This is a genomic window from Pelomonas aquatica (genome assembly GCF_026712205.1).
Taxonomy (GTDB): domain Bacteria; phylum Pseudomonadota; class Gammaproteobacteria; order Burkholderiales; family Burkholderiaceae_C; genus Pelomonas; species Pelomonas aquatica.
In genome coordinates this window covers 1-14969 of the sequence record NZ_JAPPUW010000031.1, presented here as the reverse complement: position 1 = coordinate 14969, position 14969 = coordinate 1, and the positions used below count along the sequence as shown (strand labels likewise).

At 70.9% G+C, this 14969-nt stretch carries 12 protein-coding genes; all 12 read right to left on the bottom strand.

Annotated elements, in window-relative coordinates; all coding sequences use genetic code 11:
* Nucleotides 1–3 precede the first annotated feature (3 nt).
* The 12 genes from NYP07_RS22220 to NYP07_RS22165 all read right to left on the bottom strand — a co-directional run bounded on the left by NYP07_RS22220 (nt 4) and on the right by NYP07_RS22165 (nt 14785).
* On the bottom strand, nt 4–189 hold the full coding sequence (locus tag NYP07_RS22220) for a hypothetical protein (RefSeq protein WP_268154088.1): 186 nt from the start codon (nt 187–189) through the stop codon (nt 4–6).
* A gap of 294 nt (nt 190–483) precedes the next feature.
* Complete coding sequence (gtfA, locus tag NYP07_RS22215; protein ID WP_268154086.1) at nt 484–1980, bottom strand: sucrose phosphorylase; 1497 nt, start codon at nt 1978–1980, stop codon at nt 484–486.
* On the bottom strand, nt 1977–3299 hold the full coding sequence (locus NYP07_RS22210; protein ID WP_268154084.1) for an MFS transporter: 1323 nt from the start codon (nt 3297–3299) through the stop codon (nt 1977–1979). The genes gtfA and NYP07_RS22210 overlap by 4 nt, the downstream gene beginning before the upstream one ends.
* A 2-nt stretch (nt 3300–3301) precedes the next feature.
* Nucleotides 3302–4219: a PfkB family carbohydrate kinase gene (locus tag NYP07_RS22205; protein WP_268154082.1), complete on the bottom strand. Its 918-nt coding sequence runs from the start codon at nt 4217–4219 to the stop codon at nt 3302–3304.
* A gap of 136 nt (nt 4220–4355) precedes the next feature.
* The gene (locus tag NYP07_RS22200) at nt 4356–5822 is read right to left on the bottom strand and encodes a glycoside hydrolase family 32 protein (RefSeq protein ID WP_268154080.1); all 1467 of its coding nucleotides are present in this window, start codon (nt 5820–5822) and stop codon (nt 4356–4358) included.
* Nucleotides 5823–5995: 173 nt separating this feature from the next.
* Entirely contained in the window at nt 5996–7063 is a 1068-nt protein-coding gene (locus NYP07_RS22195) for a LacI family DNA-binding transcriptional regulator (RefSeq protein ID WP_268154079.1), read from the bottom strand.
* A gap of 42 nt (nt 7064–7105) precedes the next feature.
* A complete protein-coding gene (gene galK, locus NYP07_RS22190; protein WP_268154077.1) occupies nt 7106–8254 on the bottom strand; it encodes a galactokinase in 1149 nt (382 codons plus the stop codon).
* Nucleotides 8251–9285 (bottom strand): UDP-glucose--hexose-1-phosphate uridylyltransferase, encoded by a 1035-nt coding sequence (locus NYP07_RS22185; RefSeq protein WP_268154075.1) that lies wholly within the window; start codon nt 9283–9285, stop codon nt 8251–8253. The genes galK and NYP07_RS22185 overlap by 4 nt, the downstream gene beginning before the upstream one ends.
* Nucleotides 9282–11444, bottom strand: coding sequence for an alpha-galactosidase (locus tag NYP07_RS22180; RefSeq protein WP_268154074.1), 2163 nt, complete (start codon nt 11442–11444; stop codon nt 9282–9284). The genes NYP07_RS22185 and NYP07_RS22180 overlap by 4 nt, the downstream gene beginning before the upstream one ends.
* Nucleotides 11441–12577: an ABC transporter ATP-binding protein gene (locus tag NYP07_RS22175; RefSeq protein WP_268154072.1), complete on the bottom strand. Its 1137-nt coding sequence runs from the start codon at nt 12575–12577 to the stop codon at nt 11441–11443. The genes NYP07_RS22180 and NYP07_RS22175 overlap by 4 nt, the downstream gene beginning before the upstream one ends.
* Before the next feature lie 19 nt (nt 12578–12596).
* Nucleotides 12597–13892, bottom strand: coding sequence for an ABC transporter substrate-binding protein (locus NYP07_RS22170; RefSeq protein WP_268154070.1), 1296 nt, complete (start codon nt 13890–13892; stop codon nt 12597–12599).
* Between the two features lie 2 nt (nt 13893–13894).
* Nucleotides 13895–14785: a carbohydrate ABC transporter permease gene (locus tag NYP07_RS22165; protein WP_268154068.1), complete on the bottom strand. Its 891-nt coding sequence runs from the start codon at nt 14783–14785 to the stop codon at nt 13895–13897.
* Nucleotides 14786–14969: the final 184 nt, after the last annotated feature.

Sequence of the window (14969 nt, the reverse complement as noted above, 5' to 3'; positions counted from 1 at the left end):
GACTCACTGCGAAGCGGCCGAGGCCGGTGCGGATGCCGCGTCGGCAACGGCTGCGGTCGAAGCCGCCGGCTCCGCCGCCGCGCCCACGTCGTGCTTCTCGCCGCTCATGTCGATGCCGCCGCCGCTCTTCATCAGCACGAACAGCGCCAGCACGGCAAAGAGGACGAAGCCAACAATGATCTTCCACATGCTCGGGACTCCCGGGGTTAAAACCTAGAAACGGCAGTTGACCGCTTGCTACTCGTCGAAAGTCTCGGTGCATCAAGACCTGGCTCACGACGCCATGTTCACCACTTCGGTGAGCAGCGCTGCAAGCCCGCTGGCACGCCGCTTCGGACCGCTGGCTGCGTTGCTCCTCCTCGTGGGCATGAGCCCACTTCGTCGTCGCGCCTTGCCAGCCGCCCGCCTCGGCGCGCCCTCGGGCCTGCCCAACTACCGTTTCTAGGTTGGATTGGCCGGGATTCTGCGCAGCGAGGCTGACGCTCAACTGAAGGCGAAGCGTTCGGTCGCGCCACCATCGGCGCTGAAGCTCAGCTCATGCGCGAGGCTGGCGAAGTCCACGCGCAGCGCGGCCCAGTCGGCGCCCTGTTGCCAGCGCAGGTGCAGCTCGTCGGCACCGCTGGCCTCGACGCTGAATGCGCCGCCGAAGGCCGGGTGGCGGTTGCGCAGACGGATCAACTCGATGAGGCGGCGCACGACGGGGCGCTCGCAGTCGCGCGCGATCTCGGTCGCGTCGTAGTGATGGCGGTTGATGTCGCGGCCGACCTGGGTGCGGGCGAGCAGCTCCATGTCGTTGTGGCCGGCCAGCAGGCCGACGTAGTAGACCTGGGGCACGCCGGGCAGGAAGAACTGGATCGCGCGGGCCAGCAGATAGGCCGTCTCGTCGCGGCCCATCGCGTCGAAGAAGCTGCAGTTGACCTGGTAGAGGTCGAGGTTGCTGGCCGCGGCACCCGTGGCCTTGCGGCTCTGGCCCTGGCTGGCCGCGTGGATGCGCTCCACCAGCGCGTCCAGCTCCTCGGGCGGCACGAGGCCGGGGTGGCCCGCGCGGTCGCCCGCGTCGGCGCCGATGTCGATGATGCCGATGCCGTCATGGGTGTCGAGCACGGTCAGCGCATTGGGCGGGCGGACAGCGATCCAGCGCTTCAGCGCCGCGGCCGTCTTGAACGCGAAGGCGTGCAGCACCAGCGGCGGCAGCGCGAAGTCGTAGACCCAGTCGACCTGGGACGCGATCTCGATCTGGCGCTGGTAATAGGCATGGATCTCGACCAGCACCTCGATGCCCAGCGCCTTCGCCTCGGCGGCGAACTCGGCGATGAAGTCGAAGGTCTCCGGCATCATGAAGCAGCTCGCGCCGGCCTTCTTGATCGCATAGCCGACGGCGTCCAGCCTCACCATGCGGATGCCGTTGGCGGCGAAGGTCTGCAGGATGCTCGCCAGGTAGGCGCGGCCCTGCGGGTGCTGCACGGCGATGTCGATCTGCGCCGCGGTGAAGGTGGTCCACAGGATGCGGCGCTCGCCGCACTGAAGCGTCGCATAGGTCAGCGGCAGGCCCGGGCGCGGGCGGTAGACGGCCAGCAGGTCCCGCTCGGTGGCGCCGTTCGGAAACACCGCGTCCAGCGTCAGGAACAGGCCGGCATAGGCCGAGGCCTCGCCCTTCTGCGCGAAGTCGAGGAACTGCGGCGACTCGCTCGACATATGGTTGACGATGACGTCGGCCATCACGTCCAGGCCTTCGGTCAGCGCCTTGATGTCGTCCCAGCCACCGAGGCGCGGGTCGACTTGCCTGTGGTCGATGGGGTCGAAGCCGGCATCGGCGCCGTCGATGGCATGGAAGAAGGGCAGCAGGTGGACGCCGCCGAACACGCCCGCCAAGGGCTGGCCAGGCTCGCAGAGCAGCTTCTTCAGCCGGGCCAGGTCGGCGCCGTCGAGCTGGCCGCCGAGGCGGTCGACATAGGTGATGAGCTGGACTTGGTTCTTCATGAGGAGGACTTCGGGGTCTTGACGGCCAGCACGCACAGCGCGGCCAGGGCCAGCAGCACGCCGGCAAGGCGGATGACGTTCTCGGGCCGGCCGCCCAGCAGGCCGTCGTAGAACAGCGGCAGCGTCAGCGACTGGATCAGCATCGGGATCACGATGAACATATTGAAGATGCCCATATAGACCCCGGCACGTTCGGGAGGGATGCTGCCGGCCAGCAGCACATAGGGGTTGCCCATGATGGAACCCCAGGCCAGGCCGATGCCGACCATGGGCAGGAAGAGCAGCGCCTTGCCGTGGATGCCGGGCAGGGCCCACATGCCGGCCGCCGCGCAGGCGAGCGCGAAGGCATGCACCCGTTTCGCGCCGAAGCGCCGCGTGAACGGCAGCATCGCGAAGGCGGCGAAGAAGGCGACGACGTTGTAGAAGCCGCCGACCTGGCCGTTCAGCAGCGCCGCGTCGCGGAAGCCCGCGCTGTGCGGGTCGTCGGTGCCGAACACCGTCGCGGCCAGCGTCGGCACGATGTAGATCCAGTAGCAGACCATGCCGTACCACTGGAACAGCGCCATCCACCACAGGCGCCGCATCGTCTGCGGCATGTCGCGCAGCGCCTGCCAGATCTCGGCCAGGGCCGGCCCGAGGCCGCGCGGCAGCGCGCGCAGCCGCGCCAGTTCGTCGGCCGGCAGCGGCAGCTCGGGCACGCGGCGGATGGACCAGTAGACCGTCGTGAAGGACAGCAGCGCGCCGACCATGAAGGCCAGCGTCGTGACCACCGGGATGCCGTTGGCGCCAAGGGCATCCTTGCTCATCCCCAGGCCGACGAGGATGCTGGGCGTCAGATAGGCCAAGGTCTGGGCGAGGCCGGTGAAGGAGGCCTGGGTCAGGAAGCCGCTCGCATGCTGCTCCTCGCGCAGGCGGTCGCTGACATAGGCCCGGTAGGGCTCCATGGTCACGTTGTTGGCGGCATCCAGGATCCACAGCAGGCCGGCCGCGAACCACAAGGTCGGGCTGAAGGGCATCAGCAGCAGGCCCAGCGAGCAGATCAGCGCGCCGAGCAGGAAGTAAGGCGTGCGCCGGCCCAGGCGGTGGGTCGTGCGGTCGCTCATTGCGCCGATGAGGGGTTGCACCAGCAGCCCGGTGATGGGGCCGGCCAGCCAGAGATAGGGCAGATCCTTGCCCTCGGCGCCGAGCATCTGGTAGATCGGGCTCATGCTGGCCTGCTGCAGGCCGAAGCTGAACTGGATGCCGAGGAAGCCGACATTCATGTTCACGATCTGCGAGACCGACAGGCGGGGCTTGTCCATCGCGAGGGCTTGGCTCATGGTCAGGCCTCCGCGGCGGGCAGCGCGTGCAGGGCGGCACGCCACGTGGACAGCACCACCGGATCGGCCGGCAGCGGCCCGCGCAGGCCGCAGATCGCGGCGGCGTAGCGGTTGGCCAGGCCCAGCGTGCCAGTGAGCGAGCGGCCCAGGCACAGGCCGGCCAGCAGCATCGCGGTGAAGGCGTCGCCCGCCCCCACCGTGTCCCGCAGCTGCGGCTGCAACACGCCGGCGCCGCCGTCCATCGACCGCCCGCCCGGGCCGAACAGCTCGAAGCCCTGCGCACCGCGCGTCACCAGCAGCCGGGTCAACACGAAGCGCGCCATCAGCGCGGCCACGCCGTCAGGCGCGAACCAGGCCTGCAACTGCGCGAGCTCGTCCTCGTTCACCTTGACCCAGTCGGCCAGCATCAGCGACTCGGCGGCCAGCTCGCGCAGCGATTCGCCGGGCCTCAGGTTCAGGTCGAGAAACACCGGCCCGCGGTTGCGTTTGGCCAGGGCACGCAGGCTGTGGCGCGACACTGGGCTGCGCTGTGCGAGGCTGCCGAAATACAGCCAGCCCTCGGCCCAGCGCGGCTCCAACTCGGGCACCTCGATGTGGTCCCAGGCCGCATCGGCGTGGATCTGGAACCGATGCCCGCCGTCGGGAGATTCGAGCACGCTGACGCGCCCCGTCGCACGGCGGGCATCGCGCTGCAGGCCGGCAACGGGCAGCGCGTATTCGCGGGCACTTTCCAGCACCAGGGCCGCCGCGGCGTCTTCGGCGCCGATACGGCTGACGAAGTGCACCGGCGCGCCCAGCACGGCCAGGGAGCGCGCGACATTGAACGGCGCCCCGCCGACCACCGGGCCGTCGTGGAACTCGTCGATCAAGGCTTCGCCCAGCACAAGGACGGTGCTGGCGGCCACCTGCTCTCGGGGCATGTTGTCTCCTGTTCTTGTCATGTCGATCTCGATCGCCGGCTTTTCCGGATGAGTCAATTTTCAGCCACATCCAGTCATTTTGCAATCGATTGCATCTGAGGGAAAACTCTGCATCCCAGATGACGGATCGGGCTCGCTAGGCCTCCAAGGTCCAGCACTCCATGGTCACCAGCTCGGCCGCCCCGCCGCTCACGAAGGCCTTCAGTTCACGGCTGCCGGGCGAAGGAAAGATCAGATTCGTCAGCACGACGGCGCCGCCATCGGCGAACACTTCGACGCTGCAGCGGTCCAGCAGGAGCCGCCACCTGACGCTGCCGTCGGCCTGCGGCGCCAACGGCGCGTACTGGGGCGACCGGAAGACCGGGTCGTCCGGGCCGGGGCCGCTCTGGCGGCGGTCGACGAACAAGGCGCGGCGCTCGGCATCCCAGCCGACCCGCGTCGCCTGCTCGCCGCCGCAGCGCAGCAGCAGGCCGAACTCCCTGGCCGTGCCGGGCCGCCAGACGATGTCGAGATCGAGCACGTCGCCCGCGCCCAGCCCAACGACCTCGTCCGCGCCGCCGGCCCCCAGACCGAGAGGCCCGCAGCGCCGCTGCTCGCGCCGCGCCGCCTGCAACTCCGACACCGGCTCCTGGCACAGCAGCAGCGCAGCGCCATCATCCCGCACATGGAGCACGCGCGGAATGCTCATGGCCCCGCACCAGGACAGGGTCGGCGTCGCGGCGGCGTAGCGATGGTTGTTCATCCAGCCCAGCCAGACGGAGCGCCCGTCCTCGGCCGGCACATGGGCCCACGAGATCGCGGCATAGAAGTCGCTACCGTGGTCGATCCAGCGTGCGGGCTGAGTCGACTGGAAGCTCTGGCCGTCGAAATCCCCGATGAAGACCTGGGCGCCGGAGCCGCCGCTCGGATGTCCCTCGAACACATCGACCTTCAACACCCAGGCCCGCCGCCCGGCGTGATCCTTCACCGGCACGGAGATCAGGTCGGGGCATTCCCAGATCCCCTGCACGCCGCCTTCCGGGCCGAAGTCGCTGAGGTGGGACCAGTGCTTCAGGTCCGCCGAGGCATAGAAGCTGACGATGCGGCCGTGCGCAAGCACCACGGCCATCACCCAGCGACCGCTGGGCCCGTGCCAGAACACCTTGGGGTCGCGGAAGTTCTCGGCGCCGATGTCCAGCACCGGGTTGCCCGCGTACTTCGTCCAGCGGGTGCCGCCATCGTTGCTGAAGGCCAGATGCTGGGCCTGGTGGCGCGCCGGCGGCTGGGCGCAGGCGGTGTAGATCGCCACCAGCGGCGCCTGCCCGCCGTCGCCCAACCCGCTCGTGCCCTTGTCATCGATCACGACCGATCCGGAAAAGGCCATGTGGGTCGGGTCTTCCGCAATGGCCAGGGGCAGGTGCCGCCAGTGCAGCAGGTCGCGGCTGACGGCATGCCCCCAGCTCATATGCCCCCAGGTGTTGCCCTGGGGGTTGTGCTGGAAGAACAGATGCCATTGGCCGCAGGCAAACACCAGGCCGTTGGGATCGTTGATCCAGAAGCGCTCGGCCGTGAAATGCAGCGCCGGGCGCCAGAAGTCCTCGGAGGTCGACGGGATGCTTGTCATGGTGGATGGGTGCAGACCCGGACGTCGTGACGGCCCCATGCCGTTCACCGCGTGCCCATCGGCATTCTGGGTGAGTCCAGCGCAATTTGCAATCGATTGCATTTTCAACGCGAACGCCACCATCGCCATCCCGGAAAGGGGCCGCGGCAGCCGTCCGCCCCGCCCCGGGCCGCTCAACCCGCCGCGTCGGGCGCGCTCCCGCGCAACTTCAGGTAGACAGGCAGGGTGCGCGGCCCGAGACGCTTGCCGTGCAGCTGCGACAGCAGCGTCTCGACGAGCTCGACGCCGGCCTCGGCAACGGGCTGATGCACCGTGGTCAGCGGCGGATCGCAATAGGCGGCGAGCGGCATGTCGTCGTAGCCGACCAGCGCGACGTCGCCCGGCACGCTGCGGCCCGCGGCGCGCAGCGCCTGGATCATCAGCAGGGCCAGCACGTCGCTGCAGCAGACGACGGCATCGAAGTCGCGGCGCCTGGCGCAGAACTCGTGCACGACATCGGTCGCCGCGCCGGGCTCGAAAGGCGCGGGCAGCTCCAGCGCCGGGTCCACGTCGACGCCGAACTCGCGCAGCGCCTGGGCATAGCCCTGGCGCCGCAGCCAGACCTCGGGCAGCCTGGCGTCGCCGACGAAGGCGATGCGGCGCCGGCCGAGCTGCAGCAGATGGCGCGCGGCCAGGCTGCCGCCGAGCACGTTGTCGCCGCCGACGCTGCAATAAAGCTGCTGGGGCATCTCGCCGCCCCAGACGACCAGCGGCAGCTTGCGCGCGGCCATCTCGTTGAGCTGATCGTGGTGGCGCCACTGGCCGATCAGGATCACGCCGATGGCCTTGCCGGAATCGAACCAGTGCGAGGCCAGGTCGAGGTGCTCGGCATCGACGCGGGACAGCAGCATGTCGTAGCCGCGGTCGGTCAGCGCGTCGGCGATGGCGCCGACGATGGACAGGAAGAAGGGGTCGGAGATGTGCTGGCGCGACTTGGCGTCGTAGGGCACGACGACGGCGACGGTCTTGTTCTCCTGCAGCCGCAGATTGCGCGCGCCGAAGTTGATCGAGTAGTTCAGCGAGCGGGCGAGTTCGGCGACGCGCTGGCGGGTCTCGGCGTTGACGAGTTCGCTGCCGTTGAGGGCGCGCGACACGGTGGACACCGACACTCCCGCCAGGCGGGCGATGTCGACCATCTGCAGGCGACGCTGCTCGCCGGCGCTTGGCGTGGCGACGGGTTCTTTTGGGGCTGACTTGGACATTGCCGGCATCCTCTCAGGGGTCACCGCAAACGACAAGCAGCGTCAACCCGGCCCGGCACCCGCGCTGGCCCGGCAGACCCAGACCGTCGGCGCCTCCCCGCCCGGGGCGCGGTAGCCGGCCTCGACCACCGCGCGCACCGCGTCGACGCGGCCCCGCGGCAGCAGGCCGACGACGCAGCCGCCGAAGCCGCCCCCCGTCATGCGCGCCCCGCCCTGCGGGCCGATGGCCTGCCGCAGGATCTCGACGAGGCGGTCGACGGCGGGCACCGTGATCTCGAAGTCGTCGCGCATGGACGCATGCGACGCGGCCATCAGCGCGCCCAGCGCCACGAGGTCGCCCTCGGCCAGCGCGACGGCGGCGGCCCGCGTGCGCGCGTTCTCGGTGACGATGTGGCGGGCGCGGCGGTAGACCACTTCGTCCAGCCCCGCGGCCCCCGCTTCGAGACGTTCGAGGTCGACATCGCGCAAGGCCGGCACGCCGTAGTGGCGGGCCGCGGCCTCGCACTGGCGCCGGCGCGTGTTGTATTCGCTGTCCACCAGGCCGCGCTTCACGCGCGAGTGCACGATCATGACGGCGAGGTCGGGCGGCAGCCGCACCGGCTCGGCATCCAGGCTGCGGCAATCGATCAGCAGCGCATGGCCGGCCTGGCCGCGGGCCGAGATGAGCTGGTCCATGATGCCGCAGTTGCAGCCGACGAACTCGTTCTCGGCCCGCTGGGCGGTCAGGGCCAGCTCGGTCGGGTCCAGCGCCAGGCCCTGCAGCGACTTGAAGGCCTGGCCGATGGCCACCTCGAAGGAGGCCGACGAGGACAGCCCGGCGCCCTGGGGCACGTCGCCGGCCACGGCCAGGTCGGCACCGCGCAGCGCCAGGCCACGCGCCGCCAGCATCTGCACCATGCCGCGCGCGTAGTTGGCCCAGGCGGCGTGCTCGTGGTGGGGGATGGCCGTGCCGACGCAGAAGCGGTCGATGGCGCCGTCGCAGTCCGCCGCGACGATCTGCACCTGGTCGTCGTCGCGCGGCCGCGCGGCGACACAGGTGCCGAAATCGATGGCGCAGGGCAGCACGAAGCCGTCGTTGTAGTCGGTGTGCTCGCCGATCAGGTTGACCCGCCCCGGCGCCTGCACCTGCAGCGCGGGCTCGGCGCCGAAGGCGGCGCGGAAGGCCGCAGCGGCGCGTTCGCGGGCCGTCATGGCGCGCTCCGGTAATGCACGTCGCTGACCGCGCGCAGCTGCGCCGCGGCCTGCTCCGGCGTCAGGTCGCGCTGGGCCTCGGCCAGCATCTCGAAGCCGACCATGAATTTGCGCACCGTCGCCGAGCGCAGCAGCGGCGGATAGAAATGCGCGTGCAACTGCCAGGGCGACGCGTCGCGCGCGTCGAAGGGCGCGCCATGCCAGCCCATCGAATAGGGGAAGGAGCAGCGGAACAGGTTGTCGTAGCGCGAGGTCAGGCGCCGTAGCGCGTCGGCCAGGCTGGCGCGCTGCGCGGCCGTCAGCTCGGGCAGGCGCTGCACCGCGAAGCGCGGCAGCAGCAGGGTCTCGAAGGGCCAGGTGGCCCAGAAGGGCACGATGGCCAGCCAGTCCTCGTTCTGCACGACGACGCGTTCGCCGCCGGCCTCCCGCGCCGCCACGTCGAGCAGCAGGGGGTGGCCCTGGGCCGCGAAATGCTCGCGCTGGTGGGCGTCCTCGGTGGCGGCCTCGTTGGGCAGGAAGCCGGTGGCCCAGATCTGGCCGTGCGGATGGGGCTGGGAGCAGCCCATGATATCGCCCTTGTTCTCGAACACCTGCACCCAGGCATGCTCGCGGCCCAGCTCGGCGCTCTGCTCGCACCAGGTGTCGACGACGGCGACGATCTCGTCCCGCGCCAGCTCCGGCAGCGTGCGCGAGTGGTCGGGCGAGAAGCAGATGACGCGGCTGGTGCCGCGTGCGGCCTGGGCCTGGAACAGCGCATCGCCGGCCGGCGCGTCCGGCACCTCGGGCATCAAGGCGGCATGGTCGTTGGTGAAGACATAGGTGCCGCGGTAGTCGGGGTTGGCCTGGCCGTTGACGCGGGTGTTGCCGGCGCAGAGGTAGCAGCCCGGGTGGTGGCGCGGCAGCTCGGCCGCGGCGCTGGCTTCCTGGCGGCCCTGCCAGGGGCGCTTGGCGCGATGCGGCGAGACCAGCACCCACTGGCCGGTCAGCGGGTTGCGGCGGCGGTGCGAATGTTCTGCGGGGTCGAAGTTCATAGGCGTTCGAGGTGGACGATGAAGCAGGTTTCGGCAACCGAGCGCGGCAGCGGCAGGCCGGCGCGGGCCAGCCAGGCGCCATCGAGCTCGACGCCCTGCTCCAGCGCATCGAAGAAGTCCGTCGACGGGCCGAAGCCGTCATGCCCGGCGGCGGGCGCCTGGCGCATGCGCCTGACGCGGTAGCGCGCGCCGGCGTCCAGCATCGGCAGGCGGGCGGGCGGGTTGTACTTGAAGCTGCTCGGCTCGGTGCGATAGACCAGCAGCAGCACGTCGCTCGCCGACGCGTCGCCATGGGCCTGCCAGACCAGGCCGTCGCCCGCCTCGCCCAGCCAGACGCGGCCGTGGTGCAGGCGCTCGCGCCAGCGCTTGTAGAGCGCGATCCACTGCGACACCTCGGCGCGGGTCGCGTCGTCGAACAGCCGCGCGTCCAGCTCCACGCCCAGATGGCCGGGCAGCGCGACGGCCGCGCGGAAGGCCATGCTCTGGGTGCGGCCGGTGGTGTGGGCCGGCGAGGTGCCGATGTGGGCGCCCATGATCTCGGGCGGGAAGAACTGCAGGAAGCCGCGCTGCATCGCGACGCGCGACAGCGCGTCGATGCAGTCGCTGGTCCAGACGCGGTGGGTGTGGCGCAGCACGCCGAAATCGATGCGCCCTCCCCCGCCCGAGCAGCTCTCGATCTCGACCTCGGGATGGGCCGCGCGCAGCCTGTCCATCAGCGCATAGGCGGTGCCCACCTGGGCGCGGTAGCCGGCCGTGCCGTCGGCCAGGCCGGCCGTGGTCAGGTCGCGGTTGTGGTCCCACTTCAGGTAGGCGATGGGGTGGGCCGCGAGCAGCGCGTCGATCTTGTCGAAGAGGTAGTCGGCCACCTCGGGCCGCGAGATGTCCAGCACCAACTGGTTGCGCGCGGTGATCAGCGGCCGGCCCGCGAGCTGCAGCGCCCACGCCGGATGGGCGCGGAACAGCTCGCTGTCGGGGTTGACCATCTCGGGCTCGACCCACAGGCCGAACTCCATGCCCAGCCCGTTCACATGCGCGACCAGCTCGCCCAGCCCCTGCGGGAACTTCGTCGCATCGGGCCACCAGTCGCCGAGGCCGGCGCGGTCGTGGTGGCGGGCATTGAACCAGCCGTCGTCGAGCACGAAGCGCTCGACGCCGAGCGCCGCGGCGGCCGTGGCCAGCGCCTTGACCTTGTCGGGCTGGAGATCGAAATAGAAGCCCTCCCAGGTGTTCAGGTGCACCGGGCGCGGCTTCATCGCGCCGCCGTGCCAGGGCAGGCGGGCGCGCAGTTCGGCGTGGAAATTGGCGGCCAGGCCGTTGAGGCCCTCGGTCGAGCAGCTGGCCACCAGCTCGGGCGTGGCCAGCGTGGCGCCGGGGGCCAGGCGCACCTCGCCGGGCGCCAGCCATTCGCCGAACTGCCACTGGTACTGGCCGTCGTTCAGCCATTCGATGGTCTGCGCATGGTTGCCCGACCAGGCCAGGTGCGCGCCGTAGACGAGGCCGGCGTGCGCGGTGGCCCCGGGCGTCGTCACGACGGCACCCGGGAAGCAGTCCTGCGTGGTGCGCCCGCGCCGGCTCTCGCGGCGCCACAGCGAGCGGGTCAGCGCCTCGGTCTGCAGCAGGAACTCGTGCATATGCTGGCCGGCGTAGAAGCGCACCTGGTCGGCATCGCCCGGCAGCGGCAGCGTGGCGGCGGCCAGCCATTGCAGGTCCAGTTCGCCGTCGCCGAGGTTGGTCAGCTCGCTGCGGGCGACCAGCACGTCGCTGGCTTCGTCCAGCCGCAGATGCAGGTCCAGGCGCAGCCGCGCGACCGCATCGGTCAGCCGCAGCACGACGGCCCGCCCCGGCTCGACCCAGTCGACCTCGCACCGCGTGAAGGCCTGGGCGAAGTCGCGGCCGCCGCGGTGGGCGAGCAGCGCGCTCTGGCCGAACCAGCCGACGCCGAAGCTGGGCGCGACGGCCAGCGGCTGGTCGCTGTCCAGCATGAAGCTGGGCAGCGGCCGGGTCGCGCGCAGCGCCGCGCCCGGGTCGACGGCATCCGGCAGGCGCGGGCCCCAGTAGCGCCACAGCGGCGCCTCGCCGGGCGGCAGTTCGAGGACGAGGCTGCTGCGGCGGCCGTGCAGGAAAAGGTAGTCGGCGGTCATGGTTTCGGGCGGCTTCATGCGGCTTCCGGCAGGCGCAGGTCGGGGGCCGGGATGCAGCGTGGCAGCGCCAGGCCTTGTTCGTCAAACAGGTGCAGGGCCGTGGCCGGCAGCGTGACGGCCAGGCGCTGGCCGGCATCGGCATGGGCCTGGCCAGGCGCCTTCACGGTCAACTCACCGTCGAGGTAGAGGTAGGTGGCCTCGCCCAGGCGCTCCTGCCAGCGCAGCTCGCGCACGATGTGCTGGCCGGCCGCGCCGGGTTCGGCATGCTCGGGCCGCATGCCCACGGTGACGGGCGCACCGGCCGGCAGCGCGGCGGCATCGACGGCCGCCTCCAGCAGCTCGCCGGTCGCCAGCCGCAGCCGGGCGCCGTCGCCGCGCCCCTCGACGACGCTGGCCGGCAGGAAGTTCATCTTCGGCGAGCCGATGAAGCCGGCCACGAAGAGGTTGCGCGGCCGGTGGTAGAGCTCCAGCGGCGAGCCGCACTGGGCCACGCTGCCCTCGCGCGCCACCGCCTCGCCGGCGTTGAGCAGCAGGATGCGGTCCGCCAGCGTCATGGCCTCGACCTGGTCGTGGGTGACGTAGATGGTCGAGGCCCGGCCGAACTCGCGGTGGATCCTGGCGATCTCGAAGCGGGTCTGCACGCGCAGCGCGGCGTCGAGATTGGACAGCGGCTCGTCGAACAGGAACACGCCGGGCTCGCGCATGATGGCGCGGCCGATGGCGACGCGCTGGCGCTGCCCGCCGGACAGGGCCTTGGGCTTGCGCTCCAGCAGCGTCTCGAGCTGCAGCTTGCGGGCCACGCCGTCGAGCTTGGTGGCGATGGTGGCCTTGTCGACGCCGGCGATCGTCAGGCCGAAGGCGAGGTTCTCCCGCACCGTCAGGTGGGGGAACAGCGCATAGCTCTGGAACACCATGGCCACGCCGCGCCGGGCCGGCGGCGTGTCGTTCATGCGCTGGCCGCCGATGCGCAGCTCGCCGGCGCTGATCTCTTCCAGGCCGGCCACCATGCGCAGCAGCGTGGACTTGCCGCAGCCGCTGGGGCCGACGAAGACGCAGAACTCGCCGTCGCGGATGTGCAGGTCGACGTTGCGGATGACGGGGACGCCGCCCGCATAGGTCTTGCAGACGGAGGACAGTTCGATGCCGGCCATGGGATTCTCGTGGGTGCGTTCAGGGCTGCAGCAGGCGCCGCACGCGGGCGTCGACGGTCTGCAGGGCGGTGGCGGCACCGATCTTGCCGATCAGCACCGACTCGATGGCCGTGCCCACCCAGTCGTCGATCTCGGCGCCGTGCTCCGCGATGGGCATGGGGAAGTTGCGCTCGCGGCTCATGGCCAGGAAGGCCGCGGCGTCGACACCGCGCCGCGCCTGGGCCTGCACGGCCAGCTCGGCCATGCCGCGCAGCGCCGGATAGGTGACGCCGGCCTCGGCCACCACGCGCTGGCATTGCGCCGAGGCCATGAAGCGCACCCACTGCCAGGCTTGCTCCCTGACCTGGGTGCCGGCCCAGATGGAGTCGCCCAAGCCGTTCATCATGCTGGCGCGCCGGCCGCTGGGCCCCACGGGCAGCGGCACCCAGGCATGGCGGAAATGGGCGTTGCGGGCGAAGTTGGCCACCATCCAGGAGCCCTCGGGCACCATGGCCGCCTTGCCGGCGATGAACATCGCGGCCGAGCCCAGCGAGCGGGTCAGCTCGAAGCGGGCCGAGATGCCCTTGCCCGGCAGGCCGGCGATGTAGCCCAGCGTCTGGGCCAGGCGCGGGTCGTCGTAGTGCAGGCGCGGCGCCCAGGGCTGGTCCTGCAGCGTGAAGCCCATGGAGGCGGCGAAATGGCTCCACTCGGTCTGGCCCAGCGCGCCGCCGGGGCCGGGCGTCTGGAAGCCGTAGACGCTCACGCGGCGCCGGTCGAAGCCGGGATCGGCCGCCGAGCGGCCGGCCCGGTCGCGCGACAGCCGGCGCGCGATGCGCTCGAAGCTGCCGCCGTCCACCGGGTTCCAGGTCATGGACCAGAGCTCCTCGCGCGTGATGCCGGCCTTCTCCGCCATCTCCAGGTTGACGGCCAGGGCCACCATGTCCCAGTCCTTGGGCAGGCCGTACTGCGCGCCGTTGCGGCCCCAGATGCCGAACAGCCCGGGCATGAAGGCCTGCGGGTCGACCGGGTCGCGGCGCAAAAACGGCGCCAGGTCAAGCAGCTGCCCGTTCTTCATCAGCTCGGGGAACTTCGCCAGGTGGTTGACGAAGACGTCGGGCGCCGTGCCGGCGATGAAGCCGGTGGACAGGGCCGTCCAGTAGTCGGCCCAGCCGGCCTGCTGGAACTTGATGCTGATGTCGGGATGCTGCTGCTCGAAGCGCCGCGCGCACTCGCGGTAGGCGGGCTGCTGGTCGGAGTCCCACAGCATGTAGCGCACCTCGACGGCCTGGGCCAGCGAGGCCGCCAGCGCGAGCGCGATGGCCAGGATTCGCTGCATCGTCATTTGCCTCCGCTGTACTGGACCGACTCGATGACGCGCCGCCCGAAGGCCAGCAGCAGCAGCAGCACCGGCAGCACGGCGACGGCGGCGGCCGCCATCAGGCCGGTCCAGTCCGGCTGGCCCTGGGGCGTCTGGGACTTGAAGGTCTGCAGGGCCACGGTCAGAACCTGGTGGGCCTCGTCCTTGGCGACGAGATAGGGCCAGAAGAACTCGTTCCAGATGTTGATGCCGGTCAGCATCGCGATGGTGGCCAGGGCCGAAGACGACAGCGGCAGCACGACGCGGGCGAAGATATAGGCCTGCGACGCGCCTTCCAGCAGCGCGGCCTCCTCGATGTCGCGCGGGATGCCGAGGAAGAACTGGCGCAGGAAGAAGACCGAGAAGCCCTGCATCAGGCAGAACGGCGCCACCATGCCGGCCAGCGTGTCCAGCCAGCCCAGTTCCTTGATGAGGATGAAGTTGGGGATGAAGGTGACGACGCCGGGCACCATCATCGTGCCGACGAACAGCGCGAACAGCAGGTCGCGCCCCGGGAAGCGCAGCCTCGCGAAGGCATAGGCCGCCATCGCCGCGCAGCCCACCTGCAGCGTGACGATGATGGCCGTGAACAGCACCGAGTTGCCCAGCGCGCGCAGGAAGTTGATCTCCGCCCCGGAGCCGCCGACGGCCAGGCTCTGCTCCGGCGACAGCAGGCCCAGCACGCGGCGGAAGTTCAGCAGCGTGGGGTCGCGCGGCACCAGGCTGGCCGACTGCTCGTAGAGCTGCTGGGGCGGCACCAGCGCCGTCTTCAGCGCGAACCACAGCGGCAGCAGCGTGACGAGCAGCATGCCCAGCAGCGCCGCCCAGGCGAGCAGGCGGCCGGGCGTCCAGCGTTGGCCCGGGGCGGTCACTGGTGCACCCTTCGCGCCACGCGCTGTCCCGCCAAGCGGGAGCGAGCTTGCTTGGGGCGGCCCGGCGCGGCGCTCATTGGGCAACCTCCTGCTTGTTGACATCGACGAGGAGGTGGACCGAGGGTAGGAACTGACTTCCGTGCCCCCATGGTGACTGCCTGCGGCGCTGGCCTCGCGAAGGCCC

Excerpts from the sequence above, each read along its gene's own strand:
- NYP07_RS22180 (WP_268154074.1), bottom strand. The coding sequence starts at position 11,444 with ATGAAGCCGCCCGAAACCATGACCGCCGACTACCTTTTCCTGCACGGC.
- gtfA (WP_268154086.1), bottom strand. The coding sequence starts at position 1,980 with ATGAAGAACCAAGTCCAGCTCATCACCTATGTCGACCGCCTCGGCGGC.
- NYP07_RS22175 (WP_268154072.1), bottom strand. The coding sequence starts at position 12,577 with ATGGCCGGCATCGAACTGTCCTCCGTCTGCAAGACCTATGCGGGCGGC.
- NYP07_RS22220 (WP_268154088.1), bottom strand. The coding sequence starts at position 189 with ATGTGGAAGATCATTGTTGGCTTCGTCCTCTTTGCCGTGCTGGCGCTG.
- galK (WP_268154077.1), bottom strand. The coding sequence starts at position 8,254 with ATGACGGCCCGCGAACGCGCCGCTGCGGCCTTCCGCGCCGCCTTCGGC.
- NYP07_RS22185 (WP_268154075.1), bottom strand. The coding sequence starts at position 9,285 with ATGAACTTCGACCCCGCAGAACATTCGCACCGCCGCCGCAACCCGCTG.
- NYP07_RS22200 (WP_268154080.1), bottom strand. The coding sequence starts at position 5,822 with ATGACAAGCATCCCGTCGACCTCCGAGGACTTCTGGCGCCCGGCGCTG.
- NYP07_RS22170 (WP_268154070.1), bottom strand. The coding sequence starts at position 13,892 with ATGCAGCGAATCCTGGCCATCGCGCTCGCGCTGGCGGCCTCGCTGGCC.
- NYP07_RS22210 (WP_268154084.1), bottom strand. The coding sequence starts at position 3,299 with ATGAGCCAAGCCCTCGCGATGGACAAGCCCCGCCTGTCGGTCTCGCAG.
- NYP07_RS22195 (WP_268154079.1), bottom strand. The coding sequence starts at position 7,063 with ATGTCCAAGTCAGCCCCAAAAGAACCCGTCGCCACGCCAAGCGCCGGC.
- NYP07_RS22205 (WP_268154082.1), bottom strand. The coding sequence starts at position 4,219 with ATGCCCCGAGAGCAGGTGGCCGCCAGCACCGTCCTTGTGCTGGGCGAA.